This is a genomic window from Phosphitispora sp. TUW77, assembly GCF_048453025.1.
Taxonomy (GTDB): Bacteria; Bacillota; Thermincolia; order Thermincolales; family UBA2595; genus Phosphitispora.
Window position 1 is genome coordinate 1,837,832 of record NZ_CP156677.1, and the last position, 23,450, is coordinate 1,861,281.

At 42.8% G+C, this 23,450-nt stretch carries 29 protein-coding genes and 4 tRNA genes; 11 read left to right on the top strand and 22 right to left on the bottom strand.

Going from position 1 to position 23,450, the window contains the following annotated elements; genetic code table 11:
- Positions 1-208: 208 nt before the first annotated feature.
- Positions 209-283 (bottom strand) — tRNA-Gly (locus ABFY19_RS08780).
- A 176-nt stretch (positions 284-459) separates the two neighbouring features.
- Positions 460-900 carry an Hsp20/alpha crystallin family protein gene (locus ABFY19_RS08785; protein ID WP_418790297.1) on the bottom strand — a complete coding sequence of 147 codons (441 nt, stop codon included), beginning with the start codon at positions 898-900 and terminating at the stop codon, positions 460-462.
- A gap of 173 nt (positions 901-1,073) precedes the next feature.
- On the opposite strand from ABFY19_RS08785, the gene ABFY19_RS08790 reads away from it, so the two are divergent.
- Positions 1,074-1,262, top strand: a complete 189-nt coding sequence (locus ABFY19_RS08790) for a hypothetical protein (protein ID WP_418790298.1) — start codon at positions 1,074-1,076, stop codon at positions 1,260-1,262.
- 55 nt (positions 1,263-1,317) lie between these two features.
- Here the strand turns inward: ABFY19_RS08790 and ABFY19_RS08795 are convergent, their stop codons facing one another.
- The 8 genes from ABFY19_RS08795 to speE all read right to left on the bottom strand — a co-directional run bounded on the left by ABFY19_RS08795 (position 1,318) and on the right by speE (position 6,236).
- On the bottom strand, positions 1,318-2,067 hold the full coding sequence (locus tag ABFY19_RS08795; protein ID WP_418790299.1) for a phosphate ABC transporter ATP-binding protein: 750 nt from the start codon (positions 2,065-2,067) through the stop codon (positions 1,318-1,320).
- Positions 2,067-2,741, bottom strand: coding sequence for a PstA family ABC transporter permease (locus ABFY19_RS08800; protein ID WP_418790300.1), 675 nt, complete (start codon positions 2,739-2,741; stop codon positions 2,067-2,069). Before ABFY19_RS08800 ends, ABFY19_RS08795 begins: the two co-directional genes overlap by 1 nt.
- Positions 2,742-2,917: 176 nt before the next feature.
- On the bottom strand, positions 2,918-3,793 hold the full coding sequence (pstC, locus tag ABFY19_RS08805; RefSeq protein WP_418792568.1) for a phosphate ABC transporter permease subunit PstC: 876 nt from the start codon (positions 3,791-3,793) through the stop codon (positions 2,918-2,920).
- An 80-nt stretch (positions 3,794-3,873) separates the two neighbouring features.
- Positions 3,874-4,803: a phosphate ABC transporter substrate-binding protein gene (locus ABFY19_RS08810; protein WP_418790301.1), complete on the bottom strand. Its 930-nt coding sequence runs from the start codon at positions 4,801-4,803 to the stop codon at positions 3,874-3,876.
- A 233-nt stretch (positions 4,804-5,036) separates the two neighbouring features.
- Positions 5,037-5,112 (bottom strand) — tRNA-Phe (locus ABFY19_RS08815).
- 8 nt (positions 5,113-5,120) lie between these two features.
- Positions 5,121-5,198 (bottom strand) — tRNA-Asp (locus ABFY19_RS08820).
- A gap of 22 nt (positions 5,199-5,220) precedes the next feature.
- Positions 5,221-5,296, bottom strand: a tRNA-Val gene (locus ABFY19_RS08825).
- A gap of 109 nt (positions 5,297-5,405) precedes the next feature.
- Complete coding sequence (gene speE / locus ABFY19_RS08830; RefSeq protein WP_418790302.1) at positions 5,406-6,236, bottom strand: polyamine aminopropyltransferase; 831 nt, start codon at positions 6,234-6,236, stop codon at positions 5,406-5,408.
- Positions 6,237-6,428: 192 nt separating this feature from the next.
- Here speE and ABFY19_RS08835 point away from each other — a divergent pair, with 192 nt between their 5' ends.
- Complete coding sequence (locus ABFY19_RS08835) at positions 6,429-6,911, top strand: general stress protein (protein ID WP_418790303.1); 483 nt, start codon at positions 6,429-6,431, stop codon at positions 6,909-6,911.
- A 225-nt stretch (positions 6,912-7,136) separates the two neighbouring features.
- Positions 7,137-8,192, top strand: coding sequence for a PRC-barrel domain-containing protein (locus ABFY19_RS08840; RefSeq protein ID WP_418790304.1), 1,056 nt, complete (start codon positions 7,137-7,139; stop codon positions 8,190-8,192).
- Positions 8,193-8,247: 55 nt separating this feature from the next.
- Here ABFY19_RS08840 and ABFY19_RS08845 read toward each other — a convergent pair whose 3' ends face one another.
- The 4 genes from ABFY19_RS08845 to ABFY19_RS08860 all read right to left on the bottom strand — a co-directional run bounded on the left by ABFY19_RS08845 (position 8,248) and on the right by ABFY19_RS08860 (position 11,396).
- Positions 8,248-8,469: an EscU/YscU/HrcU family type III secretion system export apparatus switch protein gene (locus ABFY19_RS08845; protein ID WP_418792569.1), complete on the bottom strand. Its 222-nt coding sequence runs from the start codon at positions 8,467-8,469 to the stop codon at positions 8,248-8,250.
- Positions 8,470-8,547: 78 nt separating this feature from the next.
- On the bottom strand, positions 8,548-10,431 hold the full coding sequence (locus ABFY19_RS08850; RefSeq protein ID WP_418790305.1) for a hypothetical protein: 1,884 nt from the start codon (positions 10,429-10,431) through the stop codon (positions 8,548-8,550).
- A 70-nt stretch (positions 10,432-10,501) separates the two neighbouring features.
- Positions 10,502-10,798: a hypothetical protein gene (locus ABFY19_RS08855; RefSeq protein ID WP_418790306.1), complete on the bottom strand. Its 297-nt coding sequence runs from the start codon at positions 10,796-10,798 to the stop codon at positions 10,502-10,504.
- Between the two features lie 22 nt (positions 10,799-10,820).
- Entirely contained in the window at positions 10,821-11,396 is a 576-nt protein-coding gene (locus ABFY19_RS08860; RefSeq protein WP_418790307.1) for a hypothetical protein, read from the bottom strand.
- A 217-nt stretch (positions 11,397-11,613) separates the two neighbouring features.
- Between ABFY19_RS08860 and ABFY19_RS08865 the strand changes: the two genes are divergently transcribed.
- The 8 genes from ABFY19_RS08865 (at position 11,614) to ABFY19_RS08900 (ending at position 17,533) form a co-directional block, all read left to right on the top strand.
- A complete protein-coding gene (locus tag ABFY19_RS08865) occupies positions 11,614-12,348 on the top strand; it encodes a hypothetical protein (protein ID WP_418790308.1) in 735 nt (244 codons plus the stop codon).
- Positions 12,345-13,721: a CpaF family protein gene (locus tag ABFY19_RS08870; protein ID WP_418790309.1), complete on the top strand. Its 1,377-nt coding sequence runs from the start codon at positions 12,345-12,347 to the stop codon at positions 13,719-13,721. The genes ABFY19_RS08865 and ABFY19_RS08870 overlap by 4 nt, the downstream gene beginning before the upstream one ends.
- A 29-nt stretch (positions 13,722-13,750) precedes the next feature.
- Positions 13,751-14,638: a type II secretion system F family protein gene (locus tag ABFY19_RS08875; protein ID WP_418790310.1), complete on the top strand. Its 888-nt coding sequence runs from the start codon at positions 13,751-13,753 to the stop codon at positions 14,636-14,638.
- Between the two features lie 33 nt (positions 14,639-14,671).
- Positions 14,672-15,583: a hypothetical protein gene (locus ABFY19_RS08880; protein ID WP_418790311.1), complete on the top strand. Its 912-nt coding sequence runs from the start codon at positions 14,672-14,674 to the stop codon at positions 15,581-15,583.
- Between the two features lie 126 nt (positions 15,584-15,709).
- Positions 15,710-15,898 carry a hypothetical protein gene (locus tag ABFY19_RS08885; RefSeq protein WP_418790312.1) on the top strand — a complete coding sequence of 63 codons (189 nt, stop codon included), beginning with the start codon at positions 15,710-15,712 and terminating at the stop codon, positions 15,896-15,898.
- Positions 15,891-16,322 (top strand): DUF4320 family protein, encoded by a 432-nt coding sequence (locus ABFY19_RS08890; RefSeq protein ID WP_418790313.1) that lies wholly within the window; start codon positions 15,891-15,893, stop codon positions 16,320-16,322. The genes ABFY19_RS08885 and ABFY19_RS08890 overlap by 8 nt, the downstream gene beginning before the upstream one ends.
- A gap of 38 nt (positions 16,323-16,360) precedes the next feature.
- Positions 16,361-16,801: a hypothetical protein gene (locus ABFY19_RS08895; protein WP_418790314.1), complete on the top strand. Its 441-nt coding sequence runs from the start codon at positions 16,361-16,363 to the stop codon at positions 16,799-16,801.
- Between the two features lie 24 nt (positions 16,802-16,825).
- Positions 16,826-17,533 carry a hypothetical protein gene (locus ABFY19_RS08900; RefSeq protein WP_418790315.1) on the top strand — a complete coding sequence of 236 codons (708 nt, stop codon included), beginning with the start codon at positions 16,826-16,828 and terminating at the stop codon, positions 17,531-17,533.
- Here ABFY19_RS08900 and ABFY19_RS08905 read toward each other — a convergent pair.
- The 8 genes from ABFY19_RS08905 to cobI are packed head-to-tail and all read right to left on the bottom strand — an operon-like array spanning position 17,530 to position 23,427.
- A complete protein-coding gene (locus tag ABFY19_RS08905) occupies positions 17,530-18,333 on the bottom strand; it encodes a Cof-type HAD-IIB family hydrolase (protein ID WP_418790316.1) in 804 nt (267 codons plus the stop codon). The two genes, ABFY19_RS08900 and ABFY19_RS08905, sit on opposite strands and share 4 nt — an antisense overlap.
- Before the next feature lie 28 nt (positions 18,334-18,361).
- Positions 18,362-18,982, bottom strand: coding sequence for a precorrin-8X methylmutase (locus ABFY19_RS08910; RefSeq protein WP_418790317.1), 621 nt, complete (start codon positions 18,980-18,982; stop codon positions 18,362-18,364).
- Entirely contained in the window at positions 18,983-19,348 is a 366-nt protein-coding gene (locus ABFY19_RS08915) for a sirohydrochlorin chelatase (RefSeq protein WP_418790318.1), read from the bottom strand. It lies immediately after the preceding gene.
- Between the two features lie 24 nt (positions 19,349-19,372).
- Positions 19,373-20,158, bottom strand: a complete 786-nt coding sequence (cobK, locus tag ABFY19_RS08920; RefSeq protein WP_418790319.1) for a precorrin-6A reductase — start codon at positions 20,156-20,158, stop codon at positions 19,373-19,375.
- Positions 20,155-20,844 carry a precorrin-3B C(17)-methyltransferase gene (gene cobJ / locus ABFY19_RS08925; protein WP_418792570.1) on the bottom strand — a complete coding sequence of 230 codons (690 nt, stop codon included), beginning with the start codon at positions 20,842-20,844 and terminating at the stop codon, positions 20,155-20,157. Before cobJ ends, cobK begins: the two co-directional genes overlap by 4 nt.
- Before the next feature lie 20 nt (positions 20,845-20,864).
- Complete coding sequence (locus ABFY19_RS08930) at positions 20,865-21,956, bottom strand: cobalt-precorrin 5A hydrolase (RefSeq protein WP_418790320.1); 1,092 nt, start codon at positions 21,954-21,956, stop codon at positions 20,865-20,867.
- A complete protein-coding gene (gene cobM, locus ABFY19_RS08935; RefSeq protein WP_418790321.1) occupies positions 21,953-22,711 on the bottom strand; it encodes a precorrin-4 C(11)-methyltransferase in 759 nt (252 codons plus the stop codon). The genes ABFY19_RS08930 and cobM overlap by 4 nt, the downstream gene beginning before the upstream one ends.
- Complete coding sequence (gene cobI, locus ABFY19_RS08940; protein ID WP_418790322.1) at positions 22,708-23,427, bottom strand: precorrin-2 C(20)-methyltransferase; 720 nt, start codon at positions 23,425-23,427, stop codon at positions 22,708-22,710. Before cobI ends, cobM begins: the two co-directional genes overlap by 4 nt.
- Between the last annotated feature and the right edge of the window lie 23 nt (positions 23,428-23,450).

The window sequence follows — 23,450 nt, forward strand, 5'->3', positions numbered from 1 at the left end:
CTCTTTCTGTTTCGTACCAGTATTCCGCTTTTCCCGCTGGCTTTCTATTCTTTATTCAATATCACTATTCCTTTATTTACTTCAGTTTATGCTTGCCATCCGTGGCAAATGCGACCCCTGCGACCCCAGGGTCGCGGGTTTCTCATCCCGGTTACTGCTAATCATCAAAAAACACCTCTGTCTTAACAAAGGTGCTGCCAACTTACTATGGAGCGGAAGACGGGATTCGAACCCGCGACCCTCGCCTTGGCAAGGCGATGCTCTACCACTGAGCTACTTCCGCATATTATATTTGTCATTGTGCTATGTCGTGCAATATCAACCCTGCACTGCCGACAAAAATAATTCTAACAGAAACAAAATTCATTGTCAAACAGATTTTGCCGGTATATAAAGGAAACTAATGATTAAAGAGACTGCCTTTTAATAAAAGCAGCCCCTAACTAATTTTTTCATATTCTAATGAAACTCAATATCAATCATTCTCCTATTGTCTTGATGCAGCTTAAGCATGTGTATCTCAAGAACCCCATTTTTATAGTTCGCTTTAACATCTTCAGAAGATACGCTGGCTGGCAAAGCAATAGACCGCTGAAAACGACCTGTAAAACGTTCTTGCCTGTGCATATGTTCGTCTTTGATTTCATTCACTCTGTTTACAGTTCCACTGATGGACAGCACATTGTTATCAATATGAATCTGTACATCCTGTTTCTTCTCCAAACCCGGAATATCACATGTTGCCACAACTTCATTTTCCGTTTCATAAACATCAACACATGGAGCTCCAAAGTTCTGTCTCAAGCCCTTTAAACTAGGCAAATCATCGGAAAAAAAACGATCTAGTTCCCTTCGCATATTTTCAAGCTGACGAAAAGGATGGTAGGGAATTAAAGACATATAATATAACCTCCTAACCATTAGTATATTTCATTAACAATATTTCCTGAAACACCCTGCATTATTCATAGCATCATATAAGGCCAAAAACCCTAAAAAACATGCAGAATATTATTTTTATTATCGGGAACAGTATAAGAGTGCAACAAAAAATATTTTTAGGAGGAGATAAAATGAAAAATCAAGATGTAGAAAAGAAACTCAATAATGCGGAAAGCAAACTAATGGAGCTTGATAACCTCGCTGATCAACTTAAATCCAACCAGGAATTTGGCGCTGAATTCAGCAACCTTGAAAAAATGAAACAATTGGCTCAGGAAGCCAAAATGGAAGTTGCTGATGCCAAATCAAAAAACAAATAACAACCTTTGTATCATGATGCATGCCAATTGGTTGCCGGAAGTCTCCGGCAGCCTTTTACCCAAAGGACCCTGACACATAGTCCCTTGTGCGCCGGTCAGATGCATTATCAAATATCTGACCTGTCTCTCCGAATTCAATTACTTCTCCATCAAGCATAAACATCGTTTCATCAGCTATTCTCTTGGCCTGTGATAAATTATGGGTAACTATAATAATTGTGTATTTTTTTTTCAACTGCAATAATAAGCTTTCAATATTCATTATGTTTTTTAAATCCAGAGCAGAACAGGGTTCATCTAATAAAATCATATCAGGCTCAATAGTTAATGCCCTGGCAATACAAAGTCTTTGCTGCTGACCGCCCGAAAGCTTCAGAGCACTCTCATGAAGTGAGTTCTTTACCTCTTCATATAATCCTGTCACCTTCAATTTTTCAATAATTATCTCTTCTCTGTCTTTCCTTTTTACCCCATAATACTTTAGAGCATACTCTAAGTTTTTCTGTATTGACATCGGAAATGGGGTAGGACTTTGAAATACCATGCCTATCTTTTCCCTTACAGTCTCAGGCTTAATTTGCTTTAGGTTTCTGCCATCAAATAATATTTGACCACTAACAAATGCTTCTTGGACTTCAAGAATAATTGTGTTAATTGTTTTCAGTAACGTAGATTTCCCACAGCCCGAAGGTCCGATAATTGCACTTATAGTATTCCTTTTAAATTTAGCATTAATATTTTTAAGCACCTTTTTGTCTTTAAAGCCAACATTTAATTGTTCTATTTCAAGAATATAATCTGACATTATTTTTTCCCCTTCCATAAGCCAAGCAATATAGCACAGGTATTTAAAACCAGAAGTATTAAAACAAGAACCACTGCAGTCCCATATGCATTTTCCAGTGAAATACCCTCTCCAATCAAAATATATAAATGTAACGGCAAAGCCATCACAGGAGAAAAAATGCTATCAGATACCGGAGCATAAAAAACTCCACCACTGAACAATATTGGTGCGGCAGCTCCCATTGCGAAACTTCCGGCAAGTGACACAATTGACATTATATTCTTAAAGCAAACAGGAATTATAAGCTTTAAAATAGTATAGACTTTATTTACTCCCATCGCGCAAGATGCTTCCCACAGCTCTCTGCTCACCTCTAGAAAAGCTTTTTCAAACCTCACTTCTATAAAAGGAAAAATCATCACACCCAACACAATTCCCCCTGTAAAAAGAGAGATGTTAAATCTTAAACTAACTACCAAAAAGCTATATCCAAACAGACCCAGAATTATTGAAGGAATTCCTGCTATCAGGCTTATAGTAAACCTCATGAAGCTTTTGATCATCTCATTTTTACCATAAAACACGATATATAAAGATGTCGCCAAAGCAAGGCTTGAAGCAAAGATAACTGCCAAAATCCCTAGATAAACACTTCCAATTATTGCGGGAAATATTCCTCCCTCTGAACCCAAAGGTATTCCTTCCAGTGATTGTGTTAAAAACCCCCAGCTAATAGAGCTGTAACCATTTATAAAGATAAATCCAATAATCGATATAACAGATATAAGAAAAATTATAACACTGAAAAAACACCAAAACTTTATTAATAAATGTCTTCCTGTTTTCATTGAAAAATTTCCCATAAATATTACCTTCCAACTAGTTTTTCCTGCAGATAGTAAAAAATAGAGTTAATCAACAGCAGTATCAGCATTAATACCAGACCCGCCGCAAATAACCCATGGTAATGATTACTGCCTACCTGTGCCCCACTCATTTCCAGGGCAATAAGGGCCGGAATCGTTTCCCCTTTACCGAGGATTTCAGGGAAAACAGGGCTGTTTCCTATAACCATCATAACTGCTAAAGTTTCTCCCATAGCCCGGCTTAATCCCAATATTAGTGCTGAAATAATCGCTCTAAAAGAACCGGGTAAAATCAGGTATTTCACCAAATGCCAGGATGAAACCCCTAATACATCTGAAGAAATTTTATAGCTGGCAATTATTTTTGCCATTGAATCATCACAAGTTGCTATTATGTAGGGAAGTACCATTATTGACAAAATAATGCCTGCAGCTAAAACAGACTCCCCCGAAGCCAAAGAAAAGCTGGTTTCAAAAAATTTTATTATTACCAATAAGCCAAAAAAACCGTAGATAACAGACGGAATTCCAGCCATTACATCTATAATCGGCCTGATACTGTTACTTAATCTTATATTTAAAACCATATTTAAAAACACAGCAACACCTGTCCCTAAAGGAAGGGCAATTAAAACAGCTATCCCCGAGACATAAAGTGATGCCAAAATCATAGGTAAAATCCCGAATTGAGGGGTTGATGAAATTGGCCTCCATTCTGAACCGGAAATAAAGTTATAGAAAGAGGTATATTGAAAAACGGGAATGCTTTCTTTTGCAATAAAAATCACTATAAACCCCAACATTAAGATGGAAAACAAACTTAAAATTTTCACGACAGCTGAAAAGATGTTTTCCAGCACACCATAAATTAACTTCATCAAAAGTCCACCACCTAGTCGAAAAAACCAGGGGCCTGGCCCCTGGTTTTTCAATGCAAATCTAATCATAAATGAACAAATTATCTTGCCGGTACAAAACCGAGTTCAGAAATAACTTTTAAACCTTCATCAGAAATAATATAATCTACCAGTGCCTGTTCATATTTGTTTAATCCACTTCTGGCAATAATAAGCAGAGGACGCGATATCTTGTATTCCCCGCTTAAAATGTTTTCTGCTGTCGGAGCTACTCCATCAACATTCAGAGGAACAATTTTACCCTCATTTTGGTTTACTGCACCAACGGAAGCATAACCCACCGCATTTTTGTTTTCCATGATTTTCGCAACCAATGCCCCCATAGAAGGTGCCTGGATAATATTTTTACTTACTTGTGTTTCCCCCATGATTGTATTCTGGAATACTTCATGGGCACCTCCGCCAATATCTCTGGTAAGTACAACTATCTCATCATGTGGGAGCCTGCTGTCAACCTCATCCCAATACCTGCATTCTCCGGAAAATATTTTCCTTAATTCTTCAGTTGTTATAGTATCCTTTATTTCATGGATTTTGTTTTCCGGATTCACGGAAATAGTTAAAGCATCAATCCCTAATTTATACTCTTGATAACCATCGATTTCTTGTTTTTCTTCATCTTTAACATTTCTTGAAACCATTCCAAAAGTGCTTGAATCATCAATAATAGCTTTGACTCCTGCCCCAGAACCGCCGCCGGATACAAATACTTCAATTTTTTCTTTTGGGAAATCAGGAGCTACCTTATCCCAAGTTTGATTCTTTTCAATAAAATTTTTAGTAATTTGTGTTACTGCCGGAACCAATGTTGTTGAACCGGCAAATAAAATCTGACCACATGTCTCTTCAGATACTGTACCCTTAGAACTAACCTTTTCTTGAGTGTCTGATGCTGAACACCCGGTTAGCATAATGGATATAATCATAATCAAACCAACTAATAAGCCAAACCTTTTCCGCAAATTCATCATTTATCTCCTCCCAAACAGTTTATTAAAAATAACATCACTAATTATAACAGAATAAATAACAATTTTAGCTATTATTATAAAATTTTATAGAAACAGACAAACCGATAAAAAAATTTAGAGATACACCAAACCATGTGACGTTAAGCGCCTTAAAACGCATGCATTAATAACACGAGAGCCTTATAAAACAAAAAACTCTGTGGAAACCCACAGAATCTAGTATTTGTAACATATGGTGCCACGGGACGGAATCGAACCGCCGACACGAGGATTTTCAGTCCTCTGCTCTACCAACTGAGCTACCGTGGCAAATTAAATGGCGGAGCAGACGGGAATCGAACCCGCGACCTCCGGCGTGACAGGCCGGCATCCTAGACCAGCTAGACCACTGCTCCGCAAAATATTAACTGAATTATATGGTGGGCGATGACAGGATCGAACTGCCGACATCCTGCTTGTAAGGCAGGCGCTCTCCCAGCTGAGCTAATCGCCCATTTGTCCGCATCGACAAAAATAAGTATACACAATCTTTAGTCAGAAGTCAAATGAAAATTTTTGCTGCAGAAGTTTTTTTAAACAGTTGTTATTAATCATCCTTCTTATTAAGGCACAATAAGCTCTGCCACAAATTTCGGAAGAACAAAACAAGACAGGTGAAGTTTTGGGGTATAATACCTTGTGGGATAATCAGGCACAGCAGAAACATCAACAGCCTCAGGGTCATATTTCTTAGAACCCATTGTAAATGACCACAAGCCACTGGGATAAGTAGGCACATTAGCTAGATACAGCTTGGTAATCGAGAAAACCTCAGATATCTTCTGGTAACATTCAGAGATAATATTGGCATTGAAAAACGGCGACTCGGTCTGAGCAACAAAGAGACCGTCCTTCTTAAGCGACTCGGAAATTGATTTATAAAAATTATAAGAAAACAGTTCTACCGCAGGTCCCACCGGTTCGGTTGAATCAACTATGATGACATCATAGTAATCTTTATGGTCAGCCACATGTTTAATGCCATCATCATAAATTACAGTAACTCTGGGGTCATCAAGCCCACAGCTGATTTCAGGAAAATACTCACGGGAAATCTCAACAACACGACGGTCAATCTCCACCAAAGTAGCCTTTTTAACAGCAGGATGTTTGATAACTTCCCTTATGGCCCCACCGTCACCGCCACCGATTACCAGGACATTTTGCGGGTTGGGATGTGTATTTAGGGGAACATGTGTTATCATTTCATGGTATACAAATTCATCTTCTATTGTTGTTTGGACCATTCCGTCAAGAACCAGCATTCTTCCAAACTGTACAGTATTAATAACTGCCATGCTTTGGAATTCCGTCTGCTCAACATGCAGAGTGTTATTTGTCTTACAGGTTAACCCGAGATTTTCTGTTTGTTTTTCTGTATACCACAGTTCCATATGAATTGCCTCCTTAATGTCAACAAAATATTGTGCTCCCAATGCCCCGGATTTATCTTAAACACAGCATAAGAATATTATAGCAAAATTTCTAAAAAAATAAATATATTTTTACGATCAAAAAAATGCATATTAAAACACATTAAATGAAAAAATAAACAGGTAATTTATTTCTGTTCAAGGAGGTAAAGCATGTCGAAAACAGTTATTAGTACATTTAGCTCACGGGCTCAGGCTGAAAAAGCTGTGTCTGACCTAAGGAATAAGGGATTTGAACATGAAATTTCGATAGTTGCCAAAGACGAAAGTGGGACAACAGCCATTGACAGAAACTCGGAAATGTACGGCGGTGACTCTATAACAGATGGAACCGCCGCTGGTGGAATGCTGGGAGGCATAGCCGGCCTGGCACTAGGAGCCGGTGCCATGGCAATCCCAGGCCTTGGCCCAGTCATTGCTGCCGGCCCTATTGCAGGGTTGTTTTCTGGAGCTGCGACTGGTGGCATAGCTGGAGGTTTAACCGACTGGGGGATTCCAGAAGACCGCGGCAACTATTATGAGGGTAAACTCAAAGAGGGCAATATTGTTGCAGCAATTAAAACAGACGACAATAAAGTTTCCACTGCGGCCTCAGTTTTGCGTAGTCATGGAGCTCAGGACGTAGAAACACACTAAAAATATACCATAATTGGGATGTTGCCTTTTTGATGGACGGGAATCTAGTGAGTTATTGCACTGGTTTTCCGCACTGGCATCGGAGGACACAAAGACAGGGACCATGCACATAAGTAGTAATTACTTATGACACGGTCCCTTGTATTTAATAGATATAAACAACAATTCAGAGTTTTAAATAAAGATACTTTATGGTAAAATTAAGAAAAAAGAGGGGGTCATCTAATGAGTGAGAGTTCTGTGCTTATGAAAACTCAGAGTTTAATCAACAAACCCGTAATTTCCCTTCAAGGAGAGGAACTTGGCAGTGTTACACGGGTTATTGTAAATCCTGATGACGGTAGAGTAGCAGGCCTAACCCTCAGTATCAAGGGCTGGTTTAAGGGAGAAAAAGCCCTTGAGTTCGAATCAGTTAAATCATTTGGCTCATATGCCGTAACTATTGACCGCGGCAGTCAAGTAATAACGCTGGACAGTCTGCCTGTGCTTAAGAAACTAGCAGAAGAATGTGACATGTATAACATGCGTATAATCACTCCTGAAGGACGTTTAATCGGCACAGTTGATGATTTCTATTTTGACACTGCAACAGGAAAAATTGAAAAATTCATTCTTACTGGTGGAACAATTAAAACAGTTTTTAAGGGACGAGTCAGTATTCCCGCATCGAGCATTGAAAATATAGGAAAAGATGTCATCATAGCGGCAAACAATGTTACTGAAACAATTCAAAAAGAAGAACCCGGCCTTACTGATAATATTGATCATTGGAAGGAAGACATCGACCAATTGAAAGGAGACCTGGAACACTGGAAGGATGACTTTGAGAAATTGTGGGAAAAAACCCGCACCAAAGCAGTGGATATCTCCAAATCTGCCGGTGAAAATATTAAAGCAGCTGCAACAACCGGGACAGATAAAGGTAAAGAACTCATCTCCAAAACAAGCGAAGTTTTAATAGAAAAAAAATCTTTACTCAAAAAATCTCAGGAAGAATGGGTTAACCGGCTGCATGTTGTCAAAAACAAGCCGGAAAATCCTCTTACCGAAGATGAAATCAATTCTATCCTGGGCCTGAAAGCGGCCAAAACTATCATTGATGATGCCGGAAACATTATTATAGTACAAGATGAAGAGGTTTTCCGGGATACCATAGATAGAGCCCAGCAGGCCGGCAAAGTTAAGGAACTGCTCATATCAGTAGCAACCAAAGACCTGGAGGAACAGATGGAAGCAATTAATATCGAATCTCAAATGCTTAAAGAGCACGAGGACTTATAAGTATTACAAACTTTAGAAAAACATAAAAAAGGCTGTTATCGTCAACAGCCCTTTTTTATGTTTTTTTATGTCTCTTATCAGTCTCCATAATAAAAACAAGTACTTCAGCAACCACTTGGTAAAGTTCCGGCGGAATCTCCTCACCTGGGTCCAGACACGATAAAGCCTCAGCTAAAACAGGATTCTTTTCCACAGGGATATTATTTTCTTTTGCCATTTCAAGTATTTTCTTGGCAATATAACCCTGCCCGGCAGCCAGCACTTGCGGCGCAGTCATCGCTTCCTTGTCATATCCCAGAGCTATGGCTTTTTTATCTCTGTCTTCCGGCACTTTAGAACTCCCCCATCTTTGCTTTCAAACCCTCAAGTTAACTTGAAACATCCCTGACATATCATTATCTTCCTGCACAAACAAATCCGATTCCTGCTTTTCAACTTTAGTGTCCAGCATATTTACATTATATTTCATGTTCTCCAGCCTCTTGGCTAAAATACCCTTTAATTTTTCTATAGTGTTACAGGTTTTTTCATCCTCAGTCACAAACCACATAGTAAGATTTCGTTCGGCAACATGAATTTCACACCTGACCAAACCCATACTGTGAGTATTTAGCTTAACTTCCACCCTGCACGAAGAAAAATCACGCTTCCGGTTTTCCCTATCATAATGGTAATTAATCAACAATCTTAGGGGTTCCTGTTTATCCTCGAAGTTAATTGTGGAATACATTAGCAGAGTATTATCCCTGTTCATATCTGTTCTGTTATTAAAATCCCTGATAAAATCCAGCCTGTCGGTAATGCTTTTGGTAAGCTGCAGCAGTTCACTGTTTTCTTGCCCGCCTTTATCCCCTAATAGCTCTGTAAGTTTTTCAAGCAGTGAAGTAATCAGCGTTTTTTGACCCTGATCACCTGCCTCCTTGAGCGCCTCCATAATATGGGGATATACCCGCTCACTTCCTGCCATTGAGTCCTGTTGAACAATATTTGGCACAACCTCAGGACTCCGCTGCCCCGCCTGTGATCCCTTCAGTACTGCCTCAAACCCCGGTATTTCAACAGGAGCCAACTCCGGCCCAGATACCACACTTGGCACTGTTCCACCTTGTGAAGCGCTAGTCCCAGTTCCGGTTGGCACTGTTCCACCTTGTGGCATTCCGCTTACTGGGGTTCCTCTTGCTGCGGTTTTGCTTGCTGCGGTTCGGCTTGGCTCCACTGTGCCGGGCACCACCGGGTTTTGCTTCATTCCTGGTTGACCGGCCCCGCTTGAGGCCGTTTCGGCTGAGGCTGTCCCCGGTTGCGACGGGCCGCTTGCTGCTGTCCCAGGCTGCGGCAACCCACTTTGTGTTGTCCCTGACAGTAGCACTTCGCTTGGCAGTACTTCGCTTGGCACTGCCCCGGTTTGAGCTGCCCCGGTTTGAGGTGCCATACTTTGCGCTGTTCCAGCCTGCGGAACCTGTTGATTCTGTTGCAACAGATAACGAACTTCCGGATAACCCGGCTGACTGACCGATAAGTTTCCAGGACGACCAGCTTGAAGGGAAAATATATCCATCAGCTTTGCTGCAATAGTTTCCGGACCATCTGTATCATTCAGGACCAAATTCCTGAGAACCTGATGCAATGTTTCCGCAACCCTGACCAGTTGGGTTTCAGGCCCGGCTTCCGCAGCCAGCTTCTGGTTGTAAGCCGACATCTGAAGCATCTCATTTGACAAAAACTTAATATCTGCCAGGAGCTCCCTGGCAAACTGATACATATCCCTGTTAAGCGGAATGCCGTTTTGCTGCATAAATACAAGTACCCTCATATCACCTTCAGGAATACCCTGCGAACTTGCAAATGCCGCCAGTTTTCTAGCTGTCTCCGGTATCAGGGGCATTTCCTGTCTAATCATTTCCATAATCAGACGAATGTTAGCTTGATTATCTTTAAGTCCCAGGCCCCTGAGGACATTATTCAAAAAATCGGTATTCCCCTTATTGCTGTCAAGGAGCTTAAGTACAATCCGCCCGTTTTTCTCACCTTCAACCAGGCATTTGATATTAACTCCTTCAGGCACTTCTGATTCCAGACAGGCAGTTATTTCCTTTCCCTGATATGACAGTACGGCCGTATTGCCCTTCACTTCTTTGACTTGTACACTGATAACCTGACCGGGAACCAATTGAATTGTATCGGGTTTGCCCGTTTCATGAAGCAGTTTAAAAATCACCTGACCAATATCGGATGCCCTCATTCTGCCATCACCGCCCGAAATACTTTACTCTCAACCAAATACTATAGTTACCTGCACATGCTAGCGGAACCTACACGTGCCAGTGGATTACCCTGGACCTCTGGTAAAATTCTTCTCCTCGGAGACATTTCAGATAATAATGCAGTTCTTCTGTTTCAGGATAAAATTGTGCCATATATTGTTCAATATCGTGAAAATAATGCAAAGACCTTAGCACATCAGCCAGCAATCGTTCATAACCAGGTTCATATTCAAGGTTTTCTTCCAATATCAGGTCATAAGCCCACCATCCGGTATCCTCCCTGGATATCTCACCTGCAAACATCTTTTCCAATTGTATAATAACTAACTCCCTGGTTACCTTCAACGCTAAACACCTCATACTTAACTTAGTGACTCATGCCAAGATAAAGACTGATAAAGAAAAAAATGATTAACGCCAAGCCCATCACAAAAAACGAGAGCATGTAACTGGTCTTCCATAACAACAGCTTTTTGTCATATTCCAGAAGAGTCTTTTGCGTCTCAGCATCAGTTTTAACCCCCTTAACGAGTTCCAGGACCCTGTTAATGATATCACGGTTCTCTACCCTCAAAGGGTTAATGTCAATATCTACTCCCATAGTCTTGTCCTCTTGGTCGAAACGCACAGTCATCATATACCCGGCACGAGTCGACAGTAAACTGATTTCTTTGATATGTTCCAACGGCAGTGCCAGCTCTGTGAGCCTAATCACCGGAAAAGACAGGTATAGCTGTTTCCTTGACAATCTAAGGTCAGAGCCTATAATTTCAAGTCTCTGTGTATGCACTTTCATAATTTGGCTGGCTACAAACCAAATTACCACAGATATCAGTGCAATATTGAGCGAATAAAGCATCCCGAGCGGCATTGGATAATCCAAAAAATACGAGCCCCCAAGAAAAAAAATAAATGGAAAAACTATTAAAATTACTAACAGCACTTATAAATCCCTCCTGACAATTCAGACCCTGCTTAATATAATTTTAGCATTCCAAAACACCTTAGTAAAAATTATTTTTATAATTTTAAAAAATTATTTATCAGTCGGACACCTTTCGACACGCTTTTTACCAAATATTGTATATAATTAAAAATATATTCTGTTTTTCCATTTTTATCCTGTTTATGTTATTTTGTACTTTGGAGGTGTATAACTCTTGTTTTTTCGTAATAAACCATATGCGAGTCCGGAAATCAGAAAACAAACCATAGCAGTATGGAGCCCGGGAGGAAACAACACATCAGTATTCAGCCTGTCCTTAGCAAAAAACACAGCTACATATATCAGTACATTTCTGATAGAGCTACCCTGTCTGGGAATCCCACGCCTTGCCATTGAATCAGGTCATATAAACAGAACCAGCCATGTTGACGCCGCTCTTCTCGAATATGAGCGGAAAGGAAGCAGCCCTATAGATTTTTGTATCCATGCCGGGCATAATCTGGCCCTTCTTGCGGCTAATCCTTATGCTCTTCCGGACCACCCTGCGGTTCACAAAATCAGTTCTCCCGAAACACTCGAAATGTTTCCCGAATTTTGTGTTGTCCAAGCCCGCAAAAGCGGTTACCAGGTCGTCATTTTTGACTGCCAGGGAGTACTGGCATCACCAATGACCTTCTATTCGCTCAGGCTGGCAGATACAATTGTTCTGGTAGTAGAACGTCCTTCAGACATTGCCTGGGCCCTGTTAAACAAAAAACGGCTCATTGAAGGTTATAATATTGCTTCCGATGCTTTTGCGGCTACCGCCTTAAATGACATGTACCTGAACGAAATCAGGGAAGTTCTGGAGTGTCCGGTGCTTCCTATCGATAAATTGTCAACTCTGGCTGTATCGGAAAAAGCGAAACCATCCCCGGTCCTACATCGAAAACAGGTGGTCATAACATGACTCTAGTTCCGTTTAAACCTTATGAACACCGGCCGGTTCCCCAAGAGCCTGCCCATGAGCAAGACGTCCCCTCAGCAGAAACATTTTTCAAGGCCGCGGACCAGGTTAGGTACTACCTGCGGGAAAACTATTCACATCTTTTTGCAAAATCCCTGATGTCCAAGGAAAGCCGTCAAGAATTAATGCTCATTATAGCTGATTATATCAGAGAAAATAATGACCTGCACATTCAGGGCATTCCATTGGAAAAAATGGTCCAGGCCCTTCAAAATGAAATTATCTACCTTGGGCCGGTACAGGTTGCCCTTGATGACCCATCTGTGTCAAACATCGAAATTAACGGTCCTTTTGATATTTATTTAGAGAAAAACGGCGAAGAAGTATATCGCCCCGATCTGGCCTTCAGGGATGAAGAACACCTATACAGGGTAATTGATAAAATGCTCCTGCCAATGGGTAAAAGCCTGACAGCCAATGAACCTCATATTGATTCCCAGTTTGAAGGGTTCCGAATCTGTGCCGTGCTGGGCCGGGATAAAGGAGGGATTTCCAGTAACGGGCCCGCAGTTTCAATACGTAAGTTCTCCCCGGATATCCTCACAGATGAACATTTGATTCAAGGCGGGGCCCTGAATCCTGAAATAATCAGCTTTTTACAGGATGCTGTTCCAGGTGGTAGCAACATTATTATTGGTGGTTCCACCAATTCGGGTAAAACAACTACCCTAATCAGGCTTCCCCTGTATCTGGACAAACACGAACGGATAATCACCATAGAAGATTCTCCGGAAATGATGCTCAACCACAAAAAGGCTTATCAGGAATACCGTAACATAGTGGCCCTGGAGACTAAATTCCATGAAAAGCCCGGCAGAAGATATGATATTGCAAAACTGACAGGTGTAAGTCTGCGTATGCGCCCTTTTAAAATAATTATCGGTGAAGTCCGGTTCAGTGATGCTGCCAGACAGGCCCATGAAGCCATGAACACAGGCCACGCCCTTTATATGACCATTCACTGCAGTTCGGCTCGCCATGCCGCTATCAGAATCGTCCAACTGGCCGGTGACGGATACAATGATGACGTTATCGCCGCTCAATTGGCAGACAATGTAGACCTGATTATATTCCAGCAAAAAATCAGGACACAGAGAATAATTACCGAAATATGTGAACTGGTAGGATATGACGGAGCCAAAAAACCATTAGTCAACTCACTCTTCCGGTGGCAAAAAACCGGTGAAAAAGACGGCAAAGTCACCGGAGTCCACAAAAGAACAGGCAAAATTTCAACAACTCTGGCAGAAAAATGGCGAAACAACCTGGTCCCGGAAGCCAATATAAGCAAATGGCTTAACCCACCGCAATCATAACAGGGGAAAATATTTCCAGAGGTGATTAGATGTTTGCAGGCGATAATATTATACTGCTGCTGCCGCCTTTACTGACGCTAAGCTGGGTATGTCTGGTTTACTATCTATTTATTCTAAATAGCAACAAACTAAATATCAACCGTAAATTAAACCACCTGATGGGATACCACAAAGTCAGCACTTATGTCGGTACAACAGGATGGAATATAACATCACGTGAATTCTGGGGAATTGTGATATTTGCTGTTGGCTCCGGATTACTGCTCTCCGCATTATTTAAAAATCCCTTGATAATTCTGGCCGGAATCCTGGCGGGATATTACCTGCCGCGTTTAATGATACACAGATACCGGAAACGCCGGCAGGCAGCTCTGCTGACATCCATCCCTGATTTTGGCCGCATTCTCACGGCAAGACTTGTCGATCACCATAGTATCGTAAAAGCATTTGAGATCATCCAAAATGATGTTACTGAACCCGTAAAGACCCTGGCGGCAGATTTCCTCAAAGATACCGGAGTAGGAATGGGAATACCCCAGGCATTGGAGAACCTTAAGGCTAGGGTAGCCTTAAGAAAATTTGACATTTTAGCGGAAACCCTTCTGATTGCCCATTATGAAGGGTATTCCTCTGAAGCCCTGCTGGCCATGGAAAAGGCTGTAGAAGCCATTGAAAATGACATTAAGGCAGTGGACATGTTGGAAATTACCAGCGCCAAAAAGAAAAAGGAACTTGTTTATATAGTCCTGGCATCCTGGGCTTTTCCGGTAATTCTCTCTTTTATGAACACCGGAAATGTCAATGTCTACCTTGATACAATTCCCGGTAAAATACTGATGTTTTCCTATCTGGTGTCCACCCTTTTTGTTCTTATCAAAGGGGAAGAATATCTCAGTCTTAGTCTTGAGGAACTATAGTCTCCCATGGCCTGCCAATGAGGTGAAAGGAAGGTGAAAGTTATAGCAATTATCTGGTCATATGTATTGCCGGTCATAGTATTTATTTTTACGGCGGTCCTGCTCACCCGCATCTCTGCCGAAGACCGAACGGTCAGACGCGCCATTTTGAAGGCCGGTGAAATTGTACTAAGTGAACGTGACCTGCAGAGAAAGAAAGACGGCAGGATAATAACCTGGTTATCCGATTTTTTGTCAGGCTTGGGGAAATTTACAAATATTGAAAAGCTCCTCGGCTATGAACTTAAAAAAATGCTCATCCTCATGGGAGAGAAAAAAAGTCCTGAGAGGGTGTATGCAGACCACATATTAACCGCACTCCTGGCTGCTAGCATACTTTTTGCCATTCCACTGCTAACAGGGTTTACCGGTTATATACTGCTCTATCCCTTAGGCGTCATCGCCATTATATTCGGTCAGGCCAAAAAGGTAAAACAGCGTTTCCATCAATGGCAAAATGACATTATCAGGGATATTCCCGAGCTAATTGATAAAATGCGAATCAGCCTCGCGAGCGGAAAAGATTACATCTCCGCATTACGGACTGTGCAGGAAAATTCAGGGCCCCGCCTGAGCACTATCCTGGACAAGCTCATTAATGATATGCAGATAATGAAACCTTCACAGGCCCTTGATGAGTTTGCCGCAACCTTTGGAATGCCTGTAATGGTTAAGTTTGTAGCTGCTGTAAAGGTCGGCATCGAAACAGGATACGAACAATCCGAAAACTACTTTATCAACATAGAGCAGGACATCAGGGAATTAAGGAGACTGGCCCTGGAGGAACTTACCAGAAATAAACCGGAAAAAACAATTTTACTGAAAGCAATCATGATTTTTCACGCTATCGCTGCTTTAGGGCTTACAACCATGAAACTGTTCAGTGAGATTAACCGGATCATCTAGTTGTCTCCAGAAAATTTCCGGTGCCTATTCTGGAGGAAAAACAAAAAAGTTCAAGGCGTGAAGCCTTGAACATAAAGCATCTCGAATTTCCGAGAGCGTACTTAATTTAGAAGGAGGATTTAATGTATGTACAACCAGTTATTATGGCAATACCTGAAAGATTTGATGACAAATGAGAACGGTGAAGGTATGGTTGGCTGGATACTGGCTACACTGCTGACCGTGGCTATTGTAGTGGTGCTGCACGGAGCTATCACGGGGTGGCTGGGTCCATTTTGGCTGACAGTCCAATCAAGGATTGAGTCAATTGTATAACAAGCTACGCAAACTAATGGGCAGTCAGGTTGGTGAATCGCCCCTGACTCTCCCTATCACTATGCTGATAATCGCCATGGTGCTCTATATGGGGGTGGACTTCCTGGGCATCTATGCCACTTCCCAGAAACTGCGTACAGCTGCCTCAGAGACTATTACCCTGATGAAAATAGAAAACGGCTGGGATAGCGGCACACAAACGTTTTTTCATGACATGCTGGACAAATTGGGCCTGCCGCCCAATCAGGTCAAAGTTAATTTTGCCACACCCAAAAACCAGTCCCCACCGGTCCAGAGAGGTGACCCCGTGTCTCTTGATATTTCCACAACCTATGAAGTACGCTCATTAAAGCCGCTTAACCATGCATTTGTGGTTCCTGTAAGAATCAAACTTACCGGCTTGGCTCAGGAATATGTGCGCTAAATAAATCACACTTAGAGTCACAATTAGGAGGTACGGTAATGAAAACACTGTGGGCCATGCTGGGTGCTCTTCTTCTAAGCATAATCATCTTAGACCTGGGCATGGTATATATTACCTATGATAAAATCTGCAAAGTAACTGAACAAGCCCTTGATTCAGCGATAACCGCCGCAATAAATCCGGAAGATGCCTGCCTGGGCAGAATTAACATTGATCCGGCATCTGCCCGCGATACCGCTTTGTCCTATTTTCGTGACAACCTTAACCTCGATACAAATCTTGAAAATGGTATTCTGAAAAGTACCAGGTTCATTGTTTCCGTCTATCAAGATACCGACCCGCAGCATACAGGGACAAGACCTTACCTGGAAGGACAGGTCTTTGCCAAGGTAACCGTAATCTCGCCCAAGCTTTTTAATTCAGGGGCAGTTCCAATCACAATAAAAAAAACAATTTTCCATCGCTCTACATACAAATAGTCTTTGGAAATGGAGGTAATGATTTTGAAAAAATGGGTTAAGGTATTAATAATTGTTCTAACCGGACTGTCTGTGGCAGGAGTAACCTTCCTGGTAAACAACGCCTATATAACTAAACATACCCGCCTTATCAATGTAGTAATTGCTGTCGAAGATGTCCTTCCATATAATACAGTGAAAAAATACCATACCACTGAAGTTGTTATATCTTCAGTTCCTGATGATGCCGTAACAGATCCGGCTTTTCTAGATGAACAGGAGTGGTATGCAGGCAACCTGGGGATAGGCAAAGGTGATATTATAAGGAAGTCCAGAATAAGCAATGCGGAAACCACCCCTTTTGGAAAAGCCCTGGCCCTGAAAGATAAAAATGTCCTGGTAGGGGTTAAAACCGACCAGGTAATGTCTGCAGGAAGTAATATTAAACCGGGAGTTCTGGTTAATGCCCTTGTCTTCATCCCGTCAGACAACCGCAGCAGAACTGAAAATACAGTTATCGGCCCTGGTCAAGACATACTTCTGTCAGGTTTGTTAATCAAGGAAATCCAAAATGCCGATACCAATGCCCCAAATGGTAAAGGAAGAGACGCCCAGCCGGTAGTAGCCGTTATTGAAACCTCAATAGCGGCTGCTCAAAAACTGGTCCTGTACCAGGAAATTGGGAAAGTATATCTGGTCCCTGTAGGAGTTGACCTTAATTCTTCTCAAAGCCACACAATAACCAACAGCTAATCTGTCAAAACAAACCGCTTGATGACCTCTATCACTCCCTGGAATGACCGCTGTTCACAGACATAGTCCGCATGTTCCTTAAGTGATTCCGGAGCATTGGCAACAACCGCCCCCAAACCGGCTGTCTGAAGCATTTCCCGGTCATTCCAGCCGTCACCGATAGCGACAACCTCTTCAGGAGTGATGCCCATCCTGCTGCACAAGTCTTTAAGTGCTGCACCCTTGGAAACCTTAGGACCGTTAATATCAATAAAGAACGGTTTGGAATTGGCCATATATACCTTATTCCCGAAATGCTCGGCCAGAATGCCGGTTAACCGGGTGATTTCACTCTCACTGTCACGGATGACTACCATAACCGGGTCTGTAATAATTGCATCCTGAAGGGGAATTTTTCTGACAAAATTTATTTTCAGAGCTTCAGCATATTTCCGTGATTCCTCTTCTGCCACATCTGTATAAAAAGCATCCTGAACATTCACAAATCTCTGTGACGTACCATTTTCAGTCAGGTTTAATGCCTCAATAGCTAAATCACGGTCCATGGTAATCTGCGATATCAGTTTGCCGGTAAGCGGGTCTTTGACCACAGCCCCATTTGAGGCAATAACAGGAAGAGTAACATTCAGTTCGACAGCAAACGGAAGTGCAGAGGGATACAGCCTGCCGGTAATCACAGCCAGTTCAACTCCCAGCGACCTGGCAGCATTTACAGCTGCCAATAGCTGCGGCTTTACCCGGTACGTATCATCCAGCAGGGTCCCATCTAGGTCTGCTGCTATTAATTTATATTTTGGCATATACAACTCACCCTATCAGCTTGATTTATCATGCGAGCTTGAGCAGCGCATTCAGTGCGGCTACCGCAATCGTGCTGCCTCCCCTGGTTCCGGTAACAGTGATATAAGGAACCGGTGTCTCCACAAGGACCTCTTTGGACTCCTTAGCACCCACAAAACCCACAGGGGTGCCTACTACCAGGGCTGGTCTGAGTTCACCCCGCCGCACCATTTCACATAACTCAAAGAGGGCGGTTGGCGCATTACCGATGGCAATGATTGCGCCATCAAGCCCTGGAGCTGCCTTTGCCATTGCTATCATAGCCCTGGTTTTACCGGTTCGTTTGGCTTCAGCAGCAATTTCCGGGTCCTTAATCAAACACATAGTTTCAATGCCAAACTGCTCCAACTGGATTGAACTAATACCGGAACGCAGCATCTGAACATCAGTAAAGATAGGCTTCCCTTGCCTCATGGCCTGGAGTCCGGATGCTACAGCCTCAGGATGTATTTTTACCAGTTTGGCAATGTCCGGGTCCCCGGTAGTATGTATAATTCTCCTGACAATCTGCATTTCTCCCTCTGGAAGCTCCTTAATCCAAGGCACACACTGTTCAATAATGTCCATACTGGTATCTTCAATTGCCCTGGGATCTTTAATAAATTCCACTTAAGAAACCTCCTCAATCCTGTCAATAATTATTTCCACCAACCTGCGGTCTGTTCCCAGGTGATTGGTCATTACAATCTCCAGTCCCGGATACTTGGCCTTTTCACCTTCAAGGACTTCAGGTATATCTTCCTGCATATGAACACCTTTATAAAGGAAAAACGGTACAATAATAATTTTATCAGCCCCGGCATCAACCACCTTTTTAATTGCTTCAGGAAGGTCCGGCTGATTAAACTGCAGTGAAGCAATTTCCACAATATCATAACTGGCTTCTGACTTAAGCATTTCCCCATACTTTTTCAACTGTTCCAGGGCCTCTGCTGCCCTGCTGCCATGTCCTAATATAATAATCCCTGTTTTCATTTTTATTCCTCCAATATAATGTTTTTAGTATCCGGATTTTTGTGAAGCATATTGTGAAGCATTTTCTAGAATTGTTTCAATCCGGTCAACAACCGGGACCCCGCCATAATCTGGACGATTTACTATTATAACCGGGATTTTCAGGCCTAGTGCAGCTGCAATTTTTGTATCAGTCCCCCCGGTACGGCCGCTGTCTTTTGTTACCAAAACCTCTGCCCCATACTCCAGGAACATTGCCTGATTCATTTCCAGGCTGAAGGGGCCCTGTACAGCGATAATATCCCCCGGAGGCATCTGCAATGCAGCACACTGCTGCAAAACACCTGCATCCGGAAGAACCCTGGCTACAATCCTCTTGCAATTTTCTTTTCCGGCCCGAACAAATGGCTCCAGATTGCGGCTGCCAATAGTCAGGAATACCGTACTCCCTTTACATACTGCAAGCCCTGCAGCCTCTTCATATCCAAGTGCCCGAAAAACAAGGTCTCCCTTAATCTCTTCCGTAACAGGCGGCCTTTCAAACCTTATATACGGGACGTTTCTTTTTTGAGCTACTTTCCATGCAGTGTCGGTAATTACACGAGCATACGGATGGGTCGCATCTACAATATATTTTATTTTTTTTTCATCAACCAACTGTTCCAGGTCCAATGAATCTAGCTGGCAAACAAGGACCTCAACAGATAGGTCCTGTGGAATTAATTCTGCGCCATAGCCTGAAACAACGGTAACCAGCACCTTGAATCCCTCATCTGCAAGAGCTCCGGCTATTTCACGCCCTTCTAAGGTTCCACCCAGAACAAGAATCATACTTTGTATCCCCTCGGAGTTATCATGAAATTATCGGTATGATAAGTTTGGCAGTTTCCAATCAAGACCACGGTAAACATATCGATAGTATGTTCCAGGAGGTGCTCCAGGTCTGTACGGGTAACAACTTCACCGGAACGTTTGGCATTACGTACAATACCTACAGGTGTGTCCGGTGACTTGAATCTTAAAAAAATCTCCCTGGCCCGCTTGATCTGTTCGGTCCTTTTTTTGCTCATGGGGTTATATAAAATGGTAACAAAATCACCCATAGCTGCCGCTTCCAGCCTTTTTTCAATCAATTCCCACGGTGTCAGCAGATCACTTAAACTTATAACCGCAAAATCATGCATCAGAGCAGCCCCCAAGGATGCGGCAGCAGCATTCGCGCTAGTTATGCCGGGAACAATTTCAACTTGGATTTTCCCAACCATTTCCTGCTTTTCCACCAGTTCAAGAGTTATTCCGGCCATCCCATAAATACCGGGGTCCCCACTGCTGACAATGACAACATACCTCCCAGCAGCAGCCATTTCTATAGCTTGGAGGCATCTTTCAACTTCACGGGTCATCCCCGAAGAAATTACTTCCTTACCCTCGGTCAGGTCAGCAATCAAATCAATGTATGTTTTATACCCAATAATTACCTCTGCTTCTTTAATCACGTTATACGCCCTCAGACTCATCTGCTCCCTGTCTCCGGGTCCTATTCCGACAACGGCCAATCTCCCTCTGCTACTGCAATCGTTACTTTCCCTTTTTTCTTTTTCGGCATCAGTATCACTGAAGCCTGCCCCGCGCCCAGTAGTGCCGCCGGTTCGCATACTCCACCAACTCCTATCTTTTTATCTACAAATTCTGAAAAACTCAATTCACCGGCACGAGCCTGATAGACTTCCTGAAGTTCCTGCATCGTAAAAAATTCTGTTGGCAGCCCCATTTCAGCGGCTGCATCCAGGAGTCCCTGTTCGTCTTTCTTAATATCTATACTGGCAAGTAATTTCACTGCCGTCACGGCCCGGCCCACTTCTGCAAGCGCCTGCAGGATAGCCTCCTTCACTTCGCTGGAACTGACACCCTTACGGCATCCAATACCAATGGTAATATTCTGCGGCCTCAGGAAAAGAGTCCCCGGCGGAAAACTTTCAGCAGTCCGGTTAGTAACCAATACCACCCGGTTCTTTTCCGTACGCAACGGTGAATATTCAGCAAAATCCTTTACCTCAATATTATCACATGCTTCCATATCTAAAGGAAACTCTGTATATATTACTACCTGCTGTTTATTAACAATTGATGAATTGATTTTTTTAACCAAGTCTAACGGTTCCGCAACAAGACCGTTTTCCTCGGCAACCATTTCAATAGCCGGCAATCCCTGAACATCTGTTGCTGTTGTTATAACAGGATTGGCACCAAGCAGCTCAGCTATCTTAAGAGTCAGTGCATTCGCCCCTCCAAGGTGTCCGGAAAGAACACTGATAACATTCTTGCCTGATTCATCCATAACCACTACTGCAGGATCTGACCTCTTATCCCTGATATGTGCTGCCGACAGGCGGACAACGATACCTAGGGCCATAATGCAAACAATACCGTCATACATAGCAAACAGTTCTTCAAAAAGTTCCCTAAGAGGCTTACGGTAAGGCTGTCTTTTACCAGCTATTCCGAGCAGAGAAAACTTACTTGGGATATAAAGGACCGTCTCATACAATCCTGTTTCATCCAGCTTCTGAACTGTTTCCCGGCCCAGTTCAACACCGGCTCTGGTTACCGCAACTACAGCAATTTTCAACTCTTTCCCTCCCGGTATCCATGGGAAAATCCAGGGTCATAAAGCTTGGATTTTTCATATTGACCGCGAAAAACATTACTAACAACTATCATTGCTGTCTTGGAAATCCCTGCTTCCCGGACCTTTTCCGCTATATCGGTAAGAGTCCCCCGGACAATTTTCTCATCAGGCCATGAAGCCTTTTGGATTACCGCTATGGGCGTATCTTCCGCATATCCGTCCCGAAGTTGGGCCACAACCTCATCAATGGCATGAACACTGAGAAATATGCACATGGTGGCACCATGCCGGGCCAATTGAGCCAGCTTTTCCTTTTCCGGTACCGGGGTACGCCCCTCCATACGGGTTAATATCACGGTTTGAGTAACATCAGGCAGTGTATATTCCTGTTTAAGCGCAGCTGCGGCAGCCAGAAAAGAACTGACACCAGGGATAACTTCGTATGATATATCCATCTCTGCCAAGGCATCCATCTGTTCTTGAATAGCCCCGTAAATAGCCGGATCACCGGTATGAACCCGTGCAATCAGCTTCCCCTGGGCAGCCCCCCGCCGGATCACTTCAAGTACCTCATTGAGGTCCATTGATGCACTGTTATGTACTTCAGCCCCATCCTTAGCATACCTAAGTATCTCAGGATTTACCAGGGAACCTGCATATATTACGATATCTGCTCTTTCAATCACCCTGATTCCTTTTAATGTAATCAGTTCCGGGTCACCTGCTCCAGCTCCGATAAAATATACTTTTGTCACAGCCCCTTCCACCCCGCCTTCCTAATAATCATAATTGACATATAATCTTTTTCCTTACCCATCATGCCTTCAAGATCTGTGGTATAAAATTGGTCCGCATAACCAGCCCTGCTGATATATACCGCTTTGCCCAGCAGGCCCATATCTTTCAGCAGACCAACAACCTCATCATAAAGACGATTTATTTTCATCAGAACTACATTTTCATAATCCTCCAGGGCTTTTCTGATAGGCTCAATACCATAAGCAGCGGGAATAACCGCCAGCTTTTCGTGGGCCTCAGTGAGAGGTTCATTGATTATTGAGGAACACGCTGCAAAAGCGGTAATACCCGGTATTGTCTCCACCCCGATGTCCTGATAATCGCGTTTGAAGCGTTCCAGGATGTATGCGTAGGTACTGTAAAACATAGGGTCACCGATAGTAATAAAAGCCAGCTTTTTGTCTTCCCGTGCCTTATCGGCCATCTGGGAAGCAGCCAAGTCCCAATGCTTCCTGAGGACTTCTTTATCATGAGTCATTGGAAACAATAGTTCAATAAGTTCAAAATCCCTCTCAACTACATTCTGGACAATTGACAAAGCCAGACTGTCCTTTTCAGTCCTAGACTTGGGAATACAGAGAATATCAACCTCCTTAAGAACCCGGTAGGCCTTTAAAGTAATAAGTTCCGGGTCGCCGGGGCCAACTCCGATGCCATAGATTTTACCGCTCATATAATGACTCCTTTGCACTTATT

Bases quoted from the DNA above. Each gene is read 5' to 3' on its own strand.
- pstC (WP_418792568.1), bottom strand. From the start codon at position 3,793: ATGAAGTTAATTTATGGTGTGCTGGAAAACATCTTTTCAGCTGTCGTG.
- speE (WP_418790302.1), bottom strand. From the start codon at position 6,236: ATGGAACTGTGGTATACAGAAAAACAAACAGAAAATCTCGGGTTAACC.
- ABFY19_RS08835 (WP_418790303.1), top strand. From the start codon at position 6,429: ATGTCGAAAACAGTTATTAGTACATTTAGCTCACGGGCTCAGGCTGAA.
- ABFY19_RS08845 (WP_418792569.1), bottom strand. From the start codon at position 8,469: ATGACTGCGCCGCAAGTGCTGGCTGCCGGGCAGGGTTATATTGCCAAG.
- ABFY19_RS08905 (WP_418790316.1), bottom strand. From the start codon at position 18,333: ATGCCAAAATATAAATTAATAGCAGCAGACCTAGATGGGACCCTGCTG.
- ABFY19_RS08785 (WP_418790297.1), bottom strand. From the start codon at position 900: ATGTCTTTAATTCCCTACCATCCTTTTCGTCAGCTTGAAAATATGCGA.
- ABFY19_RS08895 (WP_418790314.1), top strand. From the start codon at position 16,361: ATGAAAACACTGTGGGCCATGCTGGGTGCTCTTCTTCTAAGCATAATC.
- ABFY19_RS08885 (WP_418790312.1), top strand. From the start codon at position 15,710: ATGTACAACCAGTTATTATGGCAATACCTGAAAGATTTGATGACAAAT.
- ABFY19_RS08790 (WP_418790298.1), top strand. From the start codon at position 1,074: ATGAAAAATCAAGATGTAGAAAAGAAACTCAATAATGCGGAAAGCAAA.
- cobJ (WP_418792570.1), bottom strand. From the start codon at position 20,844: ATGAGTCTGAGGGCGTATAACGTGATTAAAGAAGCAGAGGTAATTATT.
- ABFY19_RS08870 (WP_418790309.1), top strand. From the start codon at position 12,345: ATGACTCTAGTTCCGTTTAAACCTTATGAACACCGGCCGGTTCCCCAA.
- ABFY19_RS08875 (WP_418790310.1), top strand. From the start codon at position 13,751: ATGTTTGCAGGCGATAATATTATACTGCTGCTGCCGCCTTTACTGACG.
- ABFY19_RS08850 (WP_418790305.1), bottom strand. From the start codon at position 10,431: ATGAGGGCATCCGATATTGGTCAGGTGATTTTTAAACTGCTTCATGAA.
- cobK (WP_418790319.1), bottom strand. From the start codon at position 20,158: ATGATTCTTGTTCTGGGTGGAACCTTAGAAGGGCGTGAAATAGCCGGA.
- ABFY19_RS08795 (WP_418790299.1), bottom strand. From the start codon at position 2,067: ATGTCAGATTATATTCTTGAAATAGAACAATTAAATGTTGGCTTTAAA.
- ABFY19_RS08840 (WP_418790304.1), top strand. From the start codon at position 7,137: ATGAGTGAGAGTTCTGTGCTTATGAAAACTCAGAGTTTAATCAACAAA.
- ABFY19_RS08915 (WP_418790318.1), bottom strand. From the start codon at position 19,348: ATGAAAACAGGGATTATTATATTAGGACATGGCAGCAGGGCAGCAGAG.
- cobI (WP_418790322.1), bottom strand. From the start codon at position 23,427: ATGAGCGGTAAAATCTATGGCATCGGAGTTGGCCCCGGCGACCCGGAA.
- ABFY19_RS08810 (WP_418790301.1), bottom strand. From the start codon at position 4,803: ATGATGAATTTGCGGAAAAGGTTTGGCTTATTAGTTGGTTTGATTATG.